The organism is Roseateles microcysteis (assembly GCF_036880965.1).
Taxonomy (GTDB): domain Bacteria; phylum Pseudomonadota; class Gammaproteobacteria; order Burkholderiales; family Burkholderiaceae_C; genus JAUASW01.
Window position 1 is genome coordinate 533447 of record NZ_JBAJMV010000001.1, and the last position, 18091, is coordinate 551537.

The 18091-nt window shown below is 66.7% G+C and carries 14 protein-coding genes; 7 read left to right on the plus strand and 7 right to left on the minus strand.

What is annotated here, in order from left to right:
- Positions 1 to 11: 11 nt before the first annotated feature.
- Positions 12 to 722, minus strand: a complete 711-nt coding sequence (gene ispD, locus V3596_RS02485; RefSeq protein ID WP_334276008.1) for a 2-C-methyl-D-erythritol 4-phosphate cytidylyltransferase — start codon at positions 720 to 722, stop codon at positions 12 to 14.
- Between the two features lie 71 nt (positions 723 to 793).
- Between ispD and V3596_RS02490 the strand changes: the two genes are divergently transcribed.
- From V3596_RS02490 to V3596_RS02500, 3 genes are read left to right on the plus strand one after another with little or no spacing between them, the layout of a single operon-like run.
- The gene (locus tag V3596_RS02490) at positions 794 to 1285 is read left to right on the plus strand and encodes a cache domain-containing protein (RefSeq protein WP_334276009.1); all 492 of its coding nucleotides are present in this window, start codon (positions 794 to 796) and stop codon (positions 1283 to 1285) included.
- A gap of 16 nt (positions 1286 to 1301) precedes the next feature.
- The gene (locus V3596_RS02495) at positions 1302 to 3848 is read left to right on the plus strand and encodes an ATP-binding protein (protein WP_334276010.1); all 2547 of its coding nucleotides are present in this window, start codon (positions 1302 to 1304) and stop codon (positions 3846 to 3848) included.
- Between the two features lie 49 nt (positions 3849 to 3897).
- Complete coding sequence (locus V3596_RS02500; RefSeq protein WP_334276011.1) at positions 3898 to 4941, plus strand: RNA methyltransferase; 1044 nt, start codon at positions 3898 to 3900, stop codon at positions 4939 to 4941.
- Here V3596_RS02500 and V3596_RS02505 read toward each other — a convergent pair.
- Together V3596_RS02505 and V3596_RS02510 are read right to left on the minus strand one after the other, a co-directional pair.
- Positions 4928 to 5455 (minus strand): hypothetical protein, encoded by a 528-nt coding sequence (locus V3596_RS02505; protein WP_334276012.1) that lies wholly within the window; start codon positions 5453 to 5455, stop codon positions 4928 to 4930. The genes V3596_RS02500 and V3596_RS02505 overlap by 14 nt on opposite strands.
- A 113-nt stretch (positions 5456 to 5568) precedes the next feature.
- Positions 5569 to 7353, minus strand: coding sequence for a DUF885 domain-containing protein (locus V3596_RS02510; RefSeq protein ID WP_334276013.1), 1785 nt, complete (start codon positions 7351 to 7353; stop codon positions 5569 to 5571).
- Positions 7354 to 7472: 119 nt separating this feature from the next.
- Here V3596_RS02510 and mfd point away from each other — a divergent pair, with 119 nt between their 5' ends.
- From mfd to V3596_RS02525, 3 genes are read left to right on the plus strand one after another with little or no spacing between them, the layout of a single operon-like run.
- The gene (gene mfd / locus V3596_RS02515) at positions 7473 to 10931 is read left to right on the plus strand and encodes a transcription-repair coupling factor (protein WP_334276014.1); all 3459 of its coding nucleotides are present in this window, start codon (positions 7473 to 7475) and stop codon (positions 10929 to 10931) included.
- Positions 10928 to 11623 (plus strand): phosphoserine phosphatase SerB, encoded by a 696-nt coding sequence (gene serB / locus V3596_RS02520; protein WP_334276015.1) that lies wholly within the window; start codon positions 10928 to 10930, stop codon positions 11621 to 11623. The genes mfd and serB overlap by 4 nt, the downstream gene beginning before the upstream one ends.
- 11 nt (positions 11624 to 11634) lie before the next feature.
- A complete protein-coding gene (locus V3596_RS02525) occupies positions 11635 to 12582 on the plus strand; it encodes a septation protein IspZ (protein WP_334276016.1) in 948 nt (315 codons plus the stop codon).
- Here the strand turns inward: V3596_RS02525 and V3596_RS02530 are convergent.
- From V3596_RS02530 to V3596_RS02545, 4 genes are read right to left on the minus strand one after another with little or no spacing between them, the layout of a single operon-like run.
- The gene (locus tag V3596_RS02530) at positions 12572 to 13861 is read right to left on the minus strand and encodes a metal-dependent hydrolase family protein (protein ID WP_334276017.1); all 1290 of its coding nucleotides are present in this window, start codon (positions 13859 to 13861) and stop codon (positions 12572 to 12574) included. The genes V3596_RS02525 and V3596_RS02530 overlap by 11 nt on opposite strands.
- Before the next feature lie 14 nt (positions 13862 to 13875).
- Positions 13876 to 14385 carry a ribonuclease E activity regulator RraA gene (gene rraA / locus V3596_RS02535; protein WP_334276018.1) on the minus strand — a complete coding sequence of 170 codons (510 nt, stop codon included), beginning with the start codon at positions 14383 to 14385 and terminating at the stop codon, positions 13876 to 13878.
- Between the two features lie 21 nt (positions 14386 to 14406).
- The gene (locus V3596_RS02540; protein WP_334276019.1) at positions 14407 to 14631 is read right to left on the minus strand and encodes an RNA-binding S4 domain-containing protein; all 225 of its coding nucleotides are present in this window, start codon (positions 14629 to 14631) and stop codon (positions 14407 to 14409) included.
- A 23-nt stretch (positions 14632 to 14654) separates the two neighbouring features.
- A complete protein-coding gene (locus V3596_RS02545) occupies positions 14655 to 16376 on the minus strand; it encodes a thiamine pyrophosphate-binding protein (protein ID WP_334276020.1) in 1722 nt (573 codons plus the stop codon).
- Between the two features lie 184 nt (positions 16377 to 16560).
- Here V3596_RS02545 and V3596_RS02550 point away from each other — a divergent pair, with 184 nt between their 5' ends.
- Positions 16561 to 18081 carry an Lcl C-terminal domain-containing protein gene (locus V3596_RS02550; RefSeq protein ID WP_334276021.1) on the plus strand — a complete coding sequence of 507 codons (1521 nt, stop codon included), beginning with the start codon at positions 16561 to 16563 and terminating at the stop codon, positions 18079 to 18081.
- Positions 18082 to 18091: the final 10 nt, after the last annotated feature.

Consider the following 18091-nt stretch of genomic DNA (forward strand, 5'->3'; position numbering starts at 1 on the left):
GGGTTTCATTCCTAGCGGCTCCTCAGCAAGCGCTCGGCCAGCGCGAAATCCGCCGGCCAGGTGACTTTGAAATTCTCCAGGCTGGCCTCGACCAGCAAGGGCTCGTGACCCAGCGCCTCGATGGCGCTGGCTTCGTCGGTGACCGCAGCGCCCGCCAGCGCCAGCGCCTCACGCAGCATGCCGATGCGAAACATCTGCGGCGTCTGCGCGGCCCATTTGCCACGCCGGTCCAATGTGCTGCGCGACCGGCCCTGGTGCGCCTCCTTCAGCGTGTCTGCCAGGGGCAGCGCCAACAGGCCACCCACCGCCTCGTCGGCGCAGGCCGCGATCAACTGCTGCACCCACTCAGGCCGCAGAAGGCAGCGCGCAGCGTCATGCACCAGCACCCAGTCCTGCGCCCTGGCGCCGCGAGCCATCAGCTCGTCAAGGCCCGCCGCCACGGTCGCTGCGCGTGTGGCGCCACCGCAGCGGGCCAGCCAGGCGCGGTCTCCGTGAAACTCAGGCAGGGCCTTTTCGAAGTGGCTGTCTTCGGGCGAGAGCACGACCAGAGTGGCGCTGAGTGCAGGCACGGCCAGCAAGGCCGCCAGCGTGTGGGCCATCAGGGGCCGCCCGGCCACCTCCACATACTGCTTGGGACGGTCGGCGCCGGAGCGCTCGCCGATTCCGGCCGCAGGCACCAGCGCAAAGGCTAGTCCCGGTGTTGCCGGGCTGAGATTTGTCATGCGCGGATTCTAAGCAGGCACCTCGGCGGAGTATGCTGACCCCGCATCCAGTCCGCACACCGATACCCGCCATGACCCAAGCCCACCGAGCTCTTTGCGGCCTGCTGCTGGCTATGGTAGCCAGCCCCGCGCAGTGCCTGGAGCGCTCCGGCGAAGCCGAGGCGCTCCGGCTGATGGCCAAGGCCCAGGACTACCTGAAGATGCATGGCCTGGACAAGGCCGCTGCCGAGTTCAACCGGCTCGACAGCCCCTTCAACAGCAAGAGTGCCATCAACCCGCATGGTGACCTCTATCTGTACAGCCTGGCCCCCGATGGCTTCCAGATCATCCATGGCAAGAACCCGAAGATCCGCGGCAAGGTGATGATCGAGATGCGCGACATGGACGGCGTCTACCTGATCCGCGACATGGTGCGCGTCTGCTATTCCACGCCGGCCGGCAAGGGCTGGGTGAACTACAAATGGCCGCATCCCGTCACCAAGGTGGTGGAGCCCAAGCGGGGTTATGTCGAACGCGTCCCTGGCATACCGAACCTGTGCCTGGGCACGGGCATCTACCGCTAGGACAAGCTTCGCGCCCATGCGAAAACTCGCCGAGCACCTGAAACGCCTTGCTGAAACCTCGCGCGGTGCCAGCCAGGTGCTGCTCTTCTTCGTCGCCCTGACGCTGCTCGCCATCCTGGCCCAGACCTGGCTCGCCATCCGCCAGGACAAGGCGCTGACCCTCAGCGCCGAGCGCGAGCACGGCCTGACCGCGGTGCGCCTGCTGGAAGAGCATGCCAAGCAGATCCTCAGCGACGCGGCCGGCAATATCGACGCGCTGGCCCGCGCGGTGGATGTGGCGCGTGGAGCGAAGCCGGCCGACGATGTGCTGGTGCGCCAGGTGCTGACCGACGCCCAGCCGCTCAACCGCATCCTCACCTCTTTCCAGTTCGTCAACCTCCAGGGCGTGGCCGCGGTCAGCTCGATCGACTATCCGGCCTACCAGACCGATGCTGACGACCGCACCTATATTCCGCTGCTCCTGAGCCAGCCGACGCAGCGCGAGCCGGTGCTGGGCCGACCCTTTGCGCGCTTCTATGACGGCGAAATGATCCTGCCGCTGGCGCGCAATTTCGCCAGCAGCGACGGCCGCCACCTGGGCCTCCTGAGCACCGACGTCAGCGTCTCCTACTTCAGCAAGTTCTATGTGCCGATCGCCAAGGACAGCAATGCCCTGGTGGCCCTGGTCTCCGACACTGGCCACCTGATCGTGCGGGCCCCTGAGCTGGCGGGTGAGGTCGGCACCGACATCTCCGCCTCGGCAGCGCAGCAGCGGCTGCGCCAACTGCCGGCCGAGGGCTCGTTCGAGGACGACAGCTTTCTCAGCGGCCAGCAGCAGGTGCCGCGCTTGTATTTCTACAAGAAGGTGGCCGGCTTTCCGGTCACGGCCGTGTATGCGCGTGAGCTCGACGACGTGCTGGCGCCCTGGCAGATCCGCAGCCGCGACCGGGCTGTGTTCTCGCTGGCCATCATGGCCTTTGTCGCGCTCTTGAGCTTCTTCCTGCTCTGGCATATCCGGAGCCTGAACAGCTCGCGCACGTCGCTCAAGCGCAGCGAAGCCAAGTTCGGCAATGTCTTCCTGCATTCGCCGGTGCCGATGTCGCTGGTGCGCCTGCGCGACGACCGCATCATTGCCGCCAACGAAGGCATGCTGGCGCTGTTCCGCTACACGGCCGAGGAGTTCATCGGCCGCACGCCGGCCGAGCTGGGTGTCTGGGCCGACTATGCGGACCGCCAGCCCTATCTCGAGCGCATCACCACCGACGGCCATCTGAGCCACTACCCGGCCAGGCTGGTGAACAAGCACGGCCAGCGGATGGACTGCCGGGTCTCGGTCCAGGTGTTCGAGAGCGAGGAAGGCCGGATTGCCATCTTCTCGGCGGTGGATGAAACCGAGCAGCGCCAGGCGCAGGCGCGGCTGAGCCAGCTGGAGCAGCAACTGCGCGAGGCCCAGAAGATGGAGGCGATCGGCACCCTGGCCGGCGGCATTGCGCACGATTTCAACAACATCCTGGCCGCCATCCTCGGCAACGTCGGCATGGCTCGCCAGGACGTGGCGGCCGAGCATCCCGCGCGCACCTTCCTCGACGAGATCAACAAGGCCGCCTTGCGGGCCCGCAGCCTGGTGCAGCAGATCCTGGCCTTCAGCCGCCGCCAGCCGCACCAGATGCTGGTGCAGCCGCTGCGGCCCATCGTCGAGGAATCCTTGAGCCTGCTGCGCGCCACCCTGCCCGCCCGCGTGGCGCTGGACCTGCGGCTCAGCGAGGAAGCCCTGAGCCTGGAGGCCGACGCCACGCAGCTGCAGCAGGTGCTGATGAACCTCTGCACCAATGGCTGGCATGCGCTGAGCGGCAGCACTGGGCGGCTCAGCGTGGGCTACGCACGCATGCAGCTGGATGAACAGGCCGAGCCGCGGCTGGCGCGGCTGCCCCATGGCGACTACGTGCACCTGTGGGTGGGCGACAGCGGTGTCGGCATGTCTGACGAGCTGCTCGCCCGCATCTTCGAGCCCTTCTTCACCACCAAGCCGGTGGGCCAGGGCACGGGCCTCGGGCTGGCTGTCGTGCACGGCATCGTCGCCGCGCACCATGGTGCCATCACGGTGGACAGCCGGGTGGGCGTGGGCACCACCTTCCACCTCTATCTGCCACTGGCCGACGCTCCGCAAGACAGCCTCAGCCCCGGCTCGCTGCAAAGCCTGCAGGACGAGGCGGGCCAGGGCAATGTGCTCTACCTTGACGACGACGAGGTGATGCTCTTGATGGTGGAGCGCCTGCTCAAGCGCTGTGGCTATGAAGTCACGTGCTACCAGGAAGCGAGCGAAGCGCTGGCCGCGCTGGACCGGCCCGGTTGCGACGTGCAGCTCTTCATCACCGACTTCAACATGCCGGATATGTCGGGCCTGGAAGTGGCAGCAGCCGCGGCCCGCCTGCGGCCTGGCATGCCCTTGCTGATCACCTCGGGCTACATCAACGACGAGCTGCTGGCCGGTGCGCAGGCCATCGGCGTCTGTGGCGTGCTGCAGAAACAGAACACGCTGGAAGAGCTGCCTGGCCTGGTGCGGCGCTGCCTGCGGCCGGAGTGAGCCAGGCCGGGCCGCTACACTGCCCGCCCGGCCGCGCCCACCTGACTCCATGCTGATTTCCGACCTTCGCCAGCGCCTGCGCGCCCTCGGTGCGCTGCCAAAGCATGAGCAGCGCGTGCTGCGCGACTGGGTACAGGCCAAGCCGCATGACAGCGGCCGGCGCCGGCCCGAGCATTTCCTGCCGCTGGCGCTGCGCGAGGCCTTGCCTGCCATCGACGCGGAACTTGCTGCGCTCGCCCGCGTGGTGTCCGAGCATCCCGGCGAAGACGGCTCGGCCCGTTTGCTGGTCGGCCTGAGCGACGGCCAAATGGTTGAGAGCGTGCTGCTGCCGCGCGACGGCCTCTGCGTCTCGAGCCAGGTCGGCTGCGCCGTGGGCTGCACCTTCTGCATGACCGGGCGCGAAGGCCTGATCCGCCAGGTGACCTCGGCCGAGATCGTTGCGCAAGTGGTGCTGGCGCGGCGCCTGCGGCCGGTCAAGAAAGTCGTCTTCATGGGCATGGGCGAGCCGGCCCACAACCTTGAGAACGTGATGGAGGCCATCGCGCTGCTGGGCATCGAAGGCGGCATCGGGCACAAGAACCTGGTGCTCTCCACCGTCGGCGACCCGCGGGTGTTCGAGCGCCTGCACGGGCCGGACGTCGGGCCGGTCAAGCCCGCGCTGGCGCTCTCTCTGCACACCAGCAAGGCCGAGCTGCGCAAGGAGCTGCTGCCGCGTGCGCCCCGCCTGAGCCCGGAAGACATCGTCGAGGCCGGCGAGCGCTATGCGCGCTTCAGCGGCTATCCGATCCAGTACCAGTGGACGCTGATCGAGGGTGTCAACGACGGGCCGGAAGAGCTGGATGGCATCGTGCGGCTGCTCAAGGGCAAGCGGGGCCTGCTCAACATGATTCCCTACAACCAGATTCCCGATCTGGACTATCGCCGTCCGAGCTGGGAGCGTGCCCGCAGCATTGCCGCCGAGCTGCACAGTCGCGGCGTGCTGACCAAGCTGCGCGACTCGGCCGGCCAGGACGTGGACGGTGGCTGCGGTCAGCTGCGCGCGCGAAGCAGCGCCACGCCGCAGCCGATCCGACTGAAGCTCAATCGCCCTTGATCTGCACGCGCACCATCTGGAAGTTCACGGCATTGCCGACTTGCTGCAGCGAGACCAGGCGGAAGTTCATGTTGTCGACGCCGACCTTGTAGACCCGCTTGCCAGCCTGGCGCTCCTCGTCGGAGCAACTCAAGGTCTTGTCCTCGGACTTGCCTTCGCGCTTGGCGCGCGGCGGTGCCTTCGAGCAGTCCAGCACCTTCCCGTGCTGTGACAGCGCCTTGACGTAGAAGTCGCTGATCGCGCCGATGTCGTCCGAGCTCATGAACTTGCGCACTTGCAGCTTGAAGCCAAAGGCACCGCCCCACAGGCCCAGCGTCAGGGCCGCCTTGTCCTGCTCGCGATCCTGCTGCGCCACCGCGCCCGGGTAGGCGGGCAGGCCGATCTCGACCAGGGAGGCATCTTCACGGAATTCGGCGCCGGCCTTGAAGCCCTTGTTGTCGGCATGTGCCGGCGCGCAGAACAGGCAGGCGGCGCTGATCAGCAGGGTCGGTGCGGTGGTGAAGAGCTTGTTCATGGCGGATCTCCCAAGCAATGCGTTGTCGATGGATTGCACTGTAGGGAGACGCGCCCGCCCGGCCCAGCGGGCTGCGACAGGCTGCATCAAGCGCAGCCTGGAATGCACTCGGCTCAGGGCTTCTGTGCCTTGACCCAGTCACGCACCAGCTCGCCGAGCACGCTCATCGGCACCTGGCCGGAAGTCAGGATCAGGCGGTGGAAGGCCTTGATGTCGAAGCGCGCGCCGAGGGCGCCTTCTGCTTCGCGGCGCAGCTTGCTGATCTCGAACTGGCCGATCTTGTAGCCCAGGGCCTGGGCCGGCATCACGATGTAGCGCTCAACCTCGGCCACCACATCGCTCTCGGCCATCGAGGAGTTAGCCAGCATGTAGTCGATGGCCTTCTGGCGGCTCCAGCCCTTGTGATGCAGGCCGGTGTCCACGACCAGGCGCATCGCGCGCAGCTGTTCGTCCGACAGGCGGCCATACCACTGGTACGGGTCGGTGAAGAGGCCCAGCTCCTTGCCCAGGCTCTCGGCATAAAGCGCCCAGCCTTCGACATAGGCCGTGTACGCCGTGCCGAAGCGGCGGAACTTGGGCAGCTCCTTGTCTTCCTGCGCAATGGCGACCTGGAAGTGATGGCCCGGCGATGCCTCGTGCAGCGACAGCGTCTCCATGCCAAAGATGGGCTGGGCCTTCAGGTTGAAGGTGTTGACATAGAACACGCCGGGCCGTGAGCCATCGGCCGAAGGCGATTGGTATGAAGCACCGGCTGCGCTCTGCGCGCGGAAGGCCTCGACCTCGCGCACTTCATAGTCGGCCTTGGGCGCGATGTCGAAGAGCTTGGGCGTCAGCGCATTGATCTTCTTCTGCAGCTCGCGGTAGCCGGCCAGCAGGTCTTCCGGCTTGGTGTAGTAATAGCGCGGGTCGTCCTGCAGATGGACAAAGAAGGCCTTCAGGTCACCCTCGAACTTGACCTGACGGCGCACCGCATCCATCTCGCCGAGGATGCGAGCCACTTCCTTCAGGCCCATCTCGTGGATCTCGTCGGGCGAAAGGCTCGTGGTCGTGCTGCCGGCCACGCGGTAGGCATACCAGGCCTTGCCGTCAGGCAGCTCGGACCAGGCTGTGCTGGTGCGGCTCTTGGCCAGGTACTCGTCGCGCACGAAGGCATGCAGGCGCTTGTAGGCCGGGATGACCTGGTCCTTCAGGAGCACGCGCATCTGCCCGCTCAGGCGCTCCCTGTCTGCGGCGGGCACGGCATCGGGGAAGCTCTTGAAGGGGCTCCAGAACAGCGTCTGCTCTGGCTCGTCCTTGATCAGTGCGGCCAGCTGCGGAATCACCTTTTCCATCACCGGGCGCGGCTGGGTCACGCCCTTGGCCATGCCGGTGCGCATATTGGCGATCATGCCGTCGAAGATCGGCACGGACCGACCCAGGCGCTTCATCCAGTCTTCGTAGTCCTTCGTTGCCTTGAAGGGCTGGATCGAGCGCCCCGAGCCCAGCTGGGCCAGGAAGCCCGGCGTGCTGCCGAACTGGTTCAAGGGCTGCATCCAGTCCGGGAAGCGCGTGCCAGCCAGGCCCTCTTCCAGGTTGCGCTGCATGATGGCCAGCGAGAGCTTGTCCTTCGAGTCGAGCGCCTCGCGCTTGAAAGCCTTCAAGGCCTTCAGCTGCGATTCGAGATGGGCCTTGCTTTCGGCGCGCCAGGCTGCGCTGGTCGTGTCGGGCATCTGGTCGTTGTAGCGGCTGTCGCCCAGCGAGGTGGCGAGGATGGGCGAGCGCTTGAGCGTCTGCTCCCAGCTGCTGTCCAGCCATTGCTTGAAGCGATCGCCTTCACTGGCAGGGCTGGCCTGGCCGGTCTGGGCCAGGGCGGCATGGCCCAGCGTCGCGAGCGTGAGGGTGGCAAGCAGGGTGCGCATCGGCGAAAGCTCCGTTCGTGTTCAGACAAGTCGGCCGGATCATATCGGCAGCCCCCGGCCCCGGTCCCTACAATGAGCCCAGGCCCCGTCTCGGGGCTGAACTCATTTGTGCGCCCGTCATGCAGCTGCCCCTGATCGCCCCCGGCAAGAAGTTCTCCCAACCCCGCCCGACAGGGTCCGCTGACGCCTTGCTGCTGGCTCGCTTTTGCGCGCAGCAACGAGCGGCGGGCCGGCTCGCGGTCATCGTCACCGCCGAGCCGGGCGACACGCAGCGGCTGGAAGATGAGCTGAAGGTCTTCGCGCCCGAGTTGCGCGTGGCCGTCTTTCCCGACTGGGAAACCCTGCCCTACGACACTTTCAGCCCGCACCAGGACCTGATTTCCGAGCGGCTGGCCACCTTGTGGCGCGTCCTGCAAGCGCAGGGCAAGGCAATTGATCAGCGCGATGTCGATGTCGTACTGATGCCGGCGAGCACGGCACTCACGCGCCTCGCGCCGACCAGCTTTCTCGCCGCCACCACCTTCAACTTCAAGCTGAAGCAGCGGCTGGACGAAGCCTCTCTGAAGTCGCAATTGACGCTGGGCGGCTACAGCCATGTGTCGCAGGTGGTGTCACCGGGCGAATACGCCGTGCGGGGCGGCCTGATCGACCTGTTCCCCATGGGTTCACCGGTGCCCTACCGCGTGGACCTGTTCGGCGACGAGGTCGATTCGATCCGCACCTTCGACCCCGACACCCAGCGCAGCCTCTACCCCGTGCCCGAAGTGCAGCTCCTGCCCGGCCGCGAATTCCCGATGGACGAGGCGGCGCGCAAGGCCTTCAGGGCGCGCTGGCGCGAGAAGATGGACGGCGACCCGACCAGGTCGCGCATCTACAAGGACATCGACCAGGGCCTGGCCACCGGCGGCATCGAGTACTTCCTGCCGATCTTCTTCGAGCAGTGCGCAACGATCTTCGACTACCTGGGCGAGGCCTGTGCCGTGGCCCTGCATGGCGAGATCGACGAAAGCCTGAACCGCTTCTGGACCGACACGCGCGAGCGCCATCGCTTCCTGCAGCATGACCCCGAGCGGCCCATCCTGCCGCCGGAAGAGATCTACCTGAAGCCAGAAGAGTTCTTCTCGCTCACCCATCCGCACCCGGTGCTCGCCGTGCGAGGCACCGAGCCGGTGGAGTACGCCCGGCCGCTGCCCGATGTGTCGGTCGAACGCGGGGCCCAGGAGCCGCTGGCCCGCCTGGCCTCGCACCTGAAATCCACCTCGCATCGCGTGCTGCTGCTGGCCGAGAGCGAAGGACGCCGCGAAAGCCTGCTGGAGCTGCTGCGCGACAACAAGATTGATCCGCCCTCGGTCAAGGACTTCGCCGAGTTCGCATCCTCCAAAGAGAAGTTCGCCATCATGGCCGCGCCGCTGGCGGCCGGTTTCTTCTGGCGTGAAGAGGGCCGCGAATGGCAGCTCTTCACCGAGACCGAGCTCTTCGCGACCACGCCGACAACGCGGCGACGCAGAAAGCAGGAGCAGGTCAGCGACGTCAATGCACTGATCAAGGACCTCTCGGAGCTCAAGGTCGGCGACCCGGTCGTGCATGTGAACCACGGCATCGGTCGCTACCAGGGCCTGATCAATATCGACATCGGCGAAGGTGCTTCCGAGTTCCTGCACCTGGAATACGCCGACAAGGCCACGCTCTATGTGCCGGTGGCACAACTGCACCTGATCAGCCGCTACACCGGCGTGTCTCCGGAAGAAGCACCGCTGCACAGGCTGGGTTCGGGCCAGTGGGAAAAGGCCAAGCGCAAGGCCGCCGAGCAGGTGCGCGACACCGCCGCCGAGCTGCTCAATCTGTATGCCCGCCGCGCCGCCCGCGAAGGCCATGCCTTCCGCTATTCGGGCCACGACTACGAGGCCTTCGCCGCCAGCTTCGGCTTCGAGGAAACGCCGGACCAGCGCGCCGCGATCCATGCGGTGATCCAGGACATGATTTCCCCGAAACCCATGGACCGCCTGGTCTGCGGCGACGTGGGCTTCGGCAAGACCGAGGTCGCCCTGCGTGCCGCCTTCGTGGCCGTGATGGGCGGCAAGCAGGTCGCCGTGCTGGCGCCAACCACGCTGCTGGCCGAGCAGCATTTCCAGAACATCTCGGACCGCTTCGGCAAGTGGCCGATCAAGGTCGCCGAGATGAGCCGCTTCCGCTCGGCCAAGGAAATCAAGGCCGCGATGGAAGGCCTGGCCGACGGCACGATAGATATCGTCATCGGCACGCACAAGCTCCTGTCCAGCGATGTGAAGTTCGCGCGCCTGGGCCTCTTGGTGATCGACGAGGAGCACCGCTTCGGCGTTCGCCACAAGGAGGCCATGAAGGCGATGCGCTCCGAGGTGGACGTGCTGACGCTGACCGCCACCCCCATTCCTCGCACGCTGGGCATGGCGCTTGAAGGTCTGCGCGACCTCTCGGTCATCGCCACCGCGCCGCAGCGCCGCCTGGCGATCAAGACCTTTGTGCGCGCCGAGAGCAGCGGCACGATCCGCGAGGCCGTGCTGCGCGAGTTGAAGCGTGGCGGCCAGGTCTACTTCCTGCACAACGAGGTCGAGACCATCGAGAACCGCAAGCAAAAGCTCGAGGAGCTGCTGCCCGAAGCCCGCATCGTGGTGGCCCATGGCCAGATGCCCGAACGCGAGCTGGAGCGGGTGATGCGCGAGTTCGTCGGTGGCAAGCACAACGTGCTGCTGTGCTCCACCATCATCGAGACCGGCATCGACGTGCCGACGGCCAACACCATCGTGATCAGCCGCGCCGACAAGTTCGGCCTGGCGCAATTGCACCAGCTGCGCGGCCGTGTCGGCCGCTCTCACCACCAGGCCTATGCCTACCTGATGGTGCCCGACATCCAGGGGCTGACCAAGCAGGCGGCACAGCGGCTGGAAGCGATCCAGCAGATGGAAGAGCTGGGCTCTGGCTTCTACCTCGCGATGCACGACCTGGAGATCCGCGGCGCCGGCGAGGTGCTGGGCGAGAACCAGAGCGGCAACATGATGGAGGTCGGCTTCCAGCTCTACAACGACATGCTCTCCGAAGCCGTGCGCTCCCTGAAGGCGGGCCGCGAGCCCGATCTGCTGTCGCCGCTGTCGGCCACCACCGAGATCAATCTGCATGCACCGGCCCTGCTGCCTGACGCCTATTGCGGCGACGTGCATGTGCGGCTCTCGCTCTACAAGCGCCTGGCCACGGCCGACAAGCCCGAGCAGATCGACGCGATGCTGGAAGAGATCACCGACCGCTTCGGCAAACTGCCCGCGCAAGGCCAGACCCTCTTTGACACCCACCGCCTGCGCGTGCTGGCCAAGCCCTATGGCGTGCAGAAGATCGACGCCGGCCCGGCGCTGATGAACATCAGCTTCCGCCCCAACCCGCCCATCGACGCGATGCGCGTGATCGAACTGGTGCAGAAGAACCGCAACATCAAGCTGGTGGGCAACGACAAGCTGCGCATCGAGAAGTCGCTCAGCGATCCGAAGGACCGCGCCCAGGCGATCCGGGAAATCCTGCGCCTCCTCGGCCAACCGACCAAACAAGCATGAACCAAGACCTCGTGATCCAGCGCTTCACGCCGCCGCTGAAGCTCGCCAACTTCAGGCTCGCCGCCTTCGACATGGACTCGACGCTGATCAGCATCGAGTGCATCGACGAGATCGCGGCAGTGGCCGGCAAGAAGGAAGCAGTCGCCGCCATCACCGAAGCCGCGATGCGTGGCGAGATCACGGATTTCAAGGAGAGCCTGCGCCGCCGTTTGGCCTTGCTCAAGGGCGTGCCGGCCTCGGCGCTGGACCAGGTGCTGCGAGAGCGACTGCAGTTCAATCCGGGGGCGCGCGAGCTCTGCGCGGCCCTGAAGGCTGCGGGGCTCAAGCTGGTGCTGGTCTCCGGCGGCTTCACCTTCTTCACCCGATTCGTCGCGGCGGAGCTGGGCATGGATTACGTGCGCAGCAACGAGCTGGAAATCATCGACGGCAAGCTGACCGGCGCTCTCATGATGCAGGCCTGGGGCGACATCTGCGACGGCGAGGAGAAGCGCCGCATGCTCGTGCAATGCGCTGCCGAAATCGGCGCGACGCCCGAGCAATGCATCGCCGTGGGCGACGGCGCCAACGATCTGCCGATGATGGGCGCCGCTGGTCTTTCCGTGGCTTTCCATGCCAAGCCCAAGGTGCGCGAGCAGGCCATGGTGGCGATCAACGCAGGCGGCCTGGAGCAGCTCCTGCAAGTGCTGCGCTGAGACCTGACGCCATGAAACTCTGGACCTACCGCTTCCCCGTCACCGTCGCCGGTGTTCGCTACGAGCTGCGCTTTGAATCGGGGCTGACCGCTTCGCGCCTGTTGCTGACGCACGAGGGCCGCACCCTGGAAGACGGCTTCAGCTTCACGAGCGGCCCCTACCGGCTGCATCGCATCAGCCTGCCCACGGCCCAGGGCGAGCTGGTCTTCGAGCTGGGTCCGCGCTCGGCCTGGAACTACGGCGTGCGGGCCACACTTGACGGGCAGGTGGCCTATCAATCGCATCCCGAGCCCTTTGCCTATCTGCCGCGCCTGCTGCAGATGCAGGCCAGGCGCAAGCCGGTCGCGGCCCAGGGCATCGACTTCTCGCGCCTGAAGAACCAGGGGCCGGCCATTGCCGCCGATATCGCGCTGGGCCTGCTGTTTTTCGTGCTCGGCAAGACGACCGATCTGCGCACCGCAGCGCTGGTCACGGCCGGCGCCGGCCTCGCCATGCTGCCGATGCAATGGGCCATCAACCGCTGGGCCACCCGCAAGGTCGACATCCTCGGCGGCATGGCGCTGTTCGGCATCGTCATCCTGCTGCTCTCGGCCGGCTTTTCCTGGTACTTCGATTCGGAGTTCGCGGTGCAGCTGAAGGCAACCGTCATCGGCAGCATCGTTGCGGCCTGCTTTGGTGTGGACGCGCTGATGGGTGGCAAGAACCTGGGGCTGCGCTTCAGCAACTACCTGGTCTACAAGGACCTGAACACGCAGCGGCTGTCGGCCGGCATGTGTCTGATGGGCTTGCTGCTGGCCGGCGTCAACCTGGCGGTCGCCTGCCTGCTGAGCAAGGATGCCTGGCTCTGGTACACGCTGTGGGGCGACCTGATCCTGGTGATGATCCTGACCAACGTCGCCATCCACTGGTCGCGCGCCAAGCCAGCCGCCGACGCCCCTCCGACAATGACTAGGGCTTGACCGCCACGCCGTCCTTCATCACGAAGCTGACCTTGGTCATCAGGCTGATGTCGCGCAGCGGGTCGCCATTCACGGCCACCACATCGGCCAGCTTGCCTGGCGCAATGCTGCCCAGCTGGTCGCTCTGGCGCAGCAGCTGCGCGGCATTGACGGTGGCGGACTTGATCGCATCCATGGTCGTCATGCCGGCCTCGACCATGTAGATGAATTCCTGGCCGTTCGTGCCATGCGGCGCCACGCCGGCATCGGTGCCGAAGGCAATCTTGACGCCGGCCTTGTAGGCGCGGCCGAAGGTGGCCTGGATCAAGGGGCCGATGGCGGCGGCCTTGGGCCGCACCAACTCGTGGAAATAGCCATCAACCTTGGCCTTGTCGGCCACGAACTTGCCGGCGGAGATGGTCGGCACGAACCAGGTGCCACGCGCCTTCATCTCGCGCATGATCTCGTCGTCCATGTAGGTGCCATGCTCGATGGAATCGACACCAGCCTTGACCGCACGCATGATGCCGTCGCGGCCATGGGCATGCACGGCCACCGCGAAGCCGTAGTCGCGCGCGGTCTTGACGATGGCCTCGACCTCGTCTTCCATGAACTGCGGGTTGTGGCCGTTCTTCGCGAGGCTCAAGACGCCACCGGTGCCGGTGATCTTGATCAGGTCGGCGCCCTCCTTGTAGCGCTGGCGCACGGCCTTGCGGGCTTCGGCAGCGCCGTTGATCACGCCGCCTTCGGGGCCGTGGTCGTGCGTGTACTCCAGGTTGAGCGCATTGCTCGGGTCGCCATGGCCACCGGTGGTGGCAATGCCCTTGCCAGCAGCGAAGATGCGCGGGCCCTTGATCCAGCCCTTGCGCACCGCGTCGCGCAGGCTGATGGCCAGGCCATTGCCGGCGCCCAGGTCGCGCACCGTGGTGAAGCCGGCATTGAGCGTGCGGTTCAGGTATTGCGTGGCCCGCAGCGCGTAGTCGGCCGGGTTCAGAAGGAAGCGGTCGGTCGCGCCACTCGCGCCACTGCTTTCGCCCGAGACATGCACATGCATGTCGATCAGGCCGGGCATCACCGTCTGCGCGCGCAGGTCGTGGTAGGGCGAATAGCCCGCGGCATCGATGTAGCCCGCCTTCACCTCGCTGATGCGGCCGTCCTTGATGACGATGGACATCTGCTCCAGCACCTTGCCCTGGTCCACGTCGATCAGGCGCCCGGCGTGGATCAGCGTGTCGGCGCGGGCAGCGCCGCCCAGCATGGCAGTGACGGCAAGGGCAGCCAGGGTGAGGTGATTCAGCATGCGGGCTCCGGTTCTCATTCAGCTCGGGCGTGCAAGGGCGCTGCGCTGACGACGACGCCATCCTCATCGGCATAAAGCCATTCGTTGGGACGTATCAGCAGGCCGTGCAGCTGCAGGGCCACGTCGCTCGTGCCCTGCCCTTGGCGCTCGGTGGGCATGGGCACATGGCCGAGGGCCAGGATTCCGATGTCGGCCTGCCTCAGCTCGGCCAGGTCGCGCACGCAGCCGTGAATCAGCAGGCCCGCCCAGCCATTGCGCGCAGCTGCGGCGGCCAGGTTGCCGCCCAGCAGCGCGCGTTGCATCGAGCCACCACCATCCACCACCAGCACCCGGCCCTCGCCCGGGCTTTCCACAGCGGCCTTGACCTTGCTGTTGTCGTCCAGGCAGCGCACGGTGCTGATCGCACCGGCAAAGCTCGCTCGGGCGCCATAGCTCCGGTACAGCCCGCCGGGCAGCACGCGCAGCACGCCGCTGGCATCGGCCTTGTAGGCGTCGCAGATATCGCAGGTGGAAAAGCTGTTCATGCGGCACCCCTCATGAAGACATCAGGCGTCGGCCGCCAGGACAAGGATCAACTCGCCCGCGAGCTGCACACGCTGGCCGGCGCGGATCTTGGCGGTCTTGCGGCTCTCGGGCTGGCCGTCCACCTGCACCTGGCCTTCGGTGATCATGACGCGGGCCCGGCCGCCGCTTTCAGCCAGGCCGGTGGCCTTGAGCAGCTTGTCCAGTTCGATGTACTCGCCGCGCAGTGTGAATTCAGTCTTGTTCATGGCCGCATTGTTTCAGATGCCGCTCAGGCGAGGCGCTGCTCGGCGGCGGCGCGGATGGCGGACAAGCTGCTGCGGCTGGTCGACACATCGCTGGACAGGCGCAGGTGCAAGAGCGTCGGCTTGCCCGGTTCGGCGATGGCAGCGCGCAGCGCTGGCTCGAATTCTCCTGTCGACTCGACCCGTGCAGAGCGCCAGCCGTAGGCCTCGGCCAGAGCGGCGAAGTCCGGGTTGAACAGATCGCTGCCGGACACGCGGCCCGGATACTCGCGCTCCTGGTGCATGCGGATGGTGCCGTAAGTGCCGTTGTCCACCACCACGGAGATGAGCTTCTTCGCGCCATAGCCCGTGGCCGTGGCCAGTTCCTGGCCCGTCATCAGGAAGTCTCCATCGCCGGCGATATTGACCACCCAGCGGTCCTGTTGAAGCAGCGCCGCAGCCACGGCCGCCGGCACGCCATAGCCCATGGCTCCGCTGGTCGGCGCCAGCTGCGTGCGGCCAAACTGATGCAGCGCGCTGTAGCCATGGAAACGGTGCAGCCAGCCCGCGTAATTGCCGGCGCCATTGGTGAAGATCGTGCCCTCGGGCAGCAACGTGGAAAGCTGCTTCACGACCTCGGCCATGTCCAGCGGGCTCACGGGCGTCGGCACGCAGTTGGCCACGTAGTCGGCATTGGCGGTGCGGGTCCATTCGGCCCAGGGCACCGAGCTGGGCGGCGCCAGCGACTCAAGCGCCTGGGCAGCACAACCCATGCTGGCATTGATCATCAAGTCAGCTGCATAGACGCGGCCCAGCTCTTCGGCGCCAGCATGGATGTGCACCAGCTGCTGCAGCGGCCGCGGGGCTTGCAGGAGGGTGTAGCCGCTGGTCGTCATCTCGCCCAGGCGCGGCCCGATGGCGATGATCAGGTCGGCCTCACGCACGCGCGCAGCGAGCTTCGGATTGATGCCGATGCCCACGTCGCCGGCATAGTTCGGGTGGCTGTTGTCGAACAGGTCCTGGAAGCGGAACGCACAGCCCACCGGCAAGCTCCACGCCTCGGCAAAGCGCTGCAAGGCGGCCGTGCTGTCTGCGCTCCAGCCACCACCACCGACGATCAGCAGCGGCTTGCTGGCATCCAGCAAGCGCTCGCGCAACTCGGCCAGGGCAGCCGGCGTGGGCGCGGCCTCGGCCGGCCGCACACGGGGCAGCGCCGCCGCGCTGGTCATGCGCGTGAGCATGTCTTCCGGCAGCACCAGCACCACCGGGCCGGGCCGGCCCTGCATGGCCGTGTGAAAGGCCCGCGCCACGTACTCAGGCAGCCGGTCGGCGTCGTGCACCTCGCCCACCCACTTGGCCATGCCGAGCGTGCCAGGGCCGAACATCTGCCGGTAGTCGACCTCCTGGAAGGCCTCGCGGTCGCGCTGGTCGGCCGCCACCTGGCCGATGAAGAGAATCATCGGCGTCGAATCCTGGAAGGCCGTGTGCAGGCCGATGCTGGCGTTCGTCGCGCCAGGGCCGCGGGTCACGAAGCAGATACCGGGCCGACCGCTCAGCTTGCCTTGTGCCTCGGCCATGAAGGCCGCGCCGCCTTCCTGTCGGCAGGCGATGAAGCGGATCTTGTCGCGGTGCTCGTGAAAGCCATCCAGCACGGCGAGATAGCTCTCGCCGGGAACGCCGAAGACGGTATCGACTCCCTGGGCCAATAGGGCCTCGACGAGGGCGTGTCCGGCGAGACGGGCGCCGGCTGAAGAATGGGTGGTGTTCATCGCCTCCGACTGTAGCGCCAGCCAGCTTGACGAAAGCCAAGCGGCAGCCACCCCGCCCACAGGGGCCGGCAAACAGCAAGTCCTGGGAATGCGCTTCAGCGCAATTGCAGCGCCGTCAGCAAGCGCCAATGGAACGGCTTTGAAAATGGACCCGGCTTCACTTCATCGACGAGAAAGACTTGCCATGATTCGCCTTGCCCTGAGCGCACTGTTCCTGACTCCATTGCTCGCGGCCTCGACCGCGCATGCACAGGCGGCGGAGCCCGCCAGTGCGGCTGCCTCGGGTGCGGGCGAGCAGGCCGGCGTCTGGGTCGATCCTGCCACCGGACTGCAGTGGGCCAAATGCATGGCGCGGCGCGATGGCACGGTTCCTGTCGACGCCTGCCGGGGTGAGCTGGCCGAACTGACCTGGCCCGAGGCCATGGCGCTGGCGCAGAACAGCCGCCTGGCCGGCTATTCCGACTGGCGCCTGCCGACTCCGAAGGAACTCGCCACGCTCGGCAAGCAGCGCCCGATCGAGTGGTGGTCGACCGTCTGGACGGCCGCCAGTGGCAACGGTGGGGCGCAGGTCGGCTGCCGGCATTTCGGCGCCTCGGGCTCCTGCGGAGGCAGCAATCGCTGGACCTATGGCTCGCGCTGGCGCGTCGTGCTGGTGCGCGGGGGCAACCCCGATTCGACCTTTGCCCAGGCGCTCGGCGATCCGGCCGTCGTCGCGCAGCAGCAGGCGCTCATCGCCCAGCGTCAGACCTTCGAGCGCCTGGCTTCGTCATTGAATGGCGGCAAGGGTGCCGATGATCGCTGGGGCCTGATCGACCATGCGCCCTTGAGCCTGTCGACCCAGCCCGTCGTGGACGACGGCTCCCTGCAAGCCATCGACTGGTACGTCAACGGCCTGCGCAGCGAGGAGAAGCTGCGCCCCAAGCTGCGTGCCGACTTCCTGGCATATCTGCAGACACGCCGCCTGCTCGACTACGAAGCCAAGTTCAGCAGCCCCTTCGACAAGGAGGCCTTCGATCAGCAGCTGGCGGCCGAGAAGAAGGGCTACGTCGAGCGGATCTTCGAGCGCGAGGCGCAGCCCCTGCCCCAGCGCATCTACACCTTCACGCCGATCAAGATCGAGGACTACGACATGGCCACCGAGGTGCTGCGCGTCAGCACCTGCCGCGACCTCGGCCTGTACAACAACGGCGGCGCCAACGGCATGCGCTGCGGTGGCTCGGGCGCGGTGTTCCCCGACCAGTCGCTCGAGACCGAGTTGCAGAAGCTGGGGGCGGCGGGCCCGATGGCAGCGGCCGGCCGCGTGCGCTATGTGAAGTTCGCCAGCTTCTTCAACGGCGACAACACCGGTGCGCCCGTCTACATCCTGAGTCGGGGCATCCCCAGCACGATCTCGCTGAAGATGCCCAAGGACCAGGCCCGCACGATCTACGACATGGCCAAGCTCACGGCCGTGCGGCCGGAATACCGCAGTGAGCTCGAGGGCAAGATGCTGGCTGCCAAGATCGTCTACGGCACGCCCCGGCCCAAGGGCTTCGCCGCGTCGAACTCGGTGCAGAAGGATTTGTTCGTCACCTTTGTCGGTGGCGCCGCCGTGAGCTATGAGACGCCGGCCCTGGCGATCTGCTTCTACGACGGCGCAGGCACGACACCGCTGACCTGCCGATCGCTCGAGAGTACGCCCGAGAAGCGCGCGATCAAGCGCTGAGCGGTCAGCC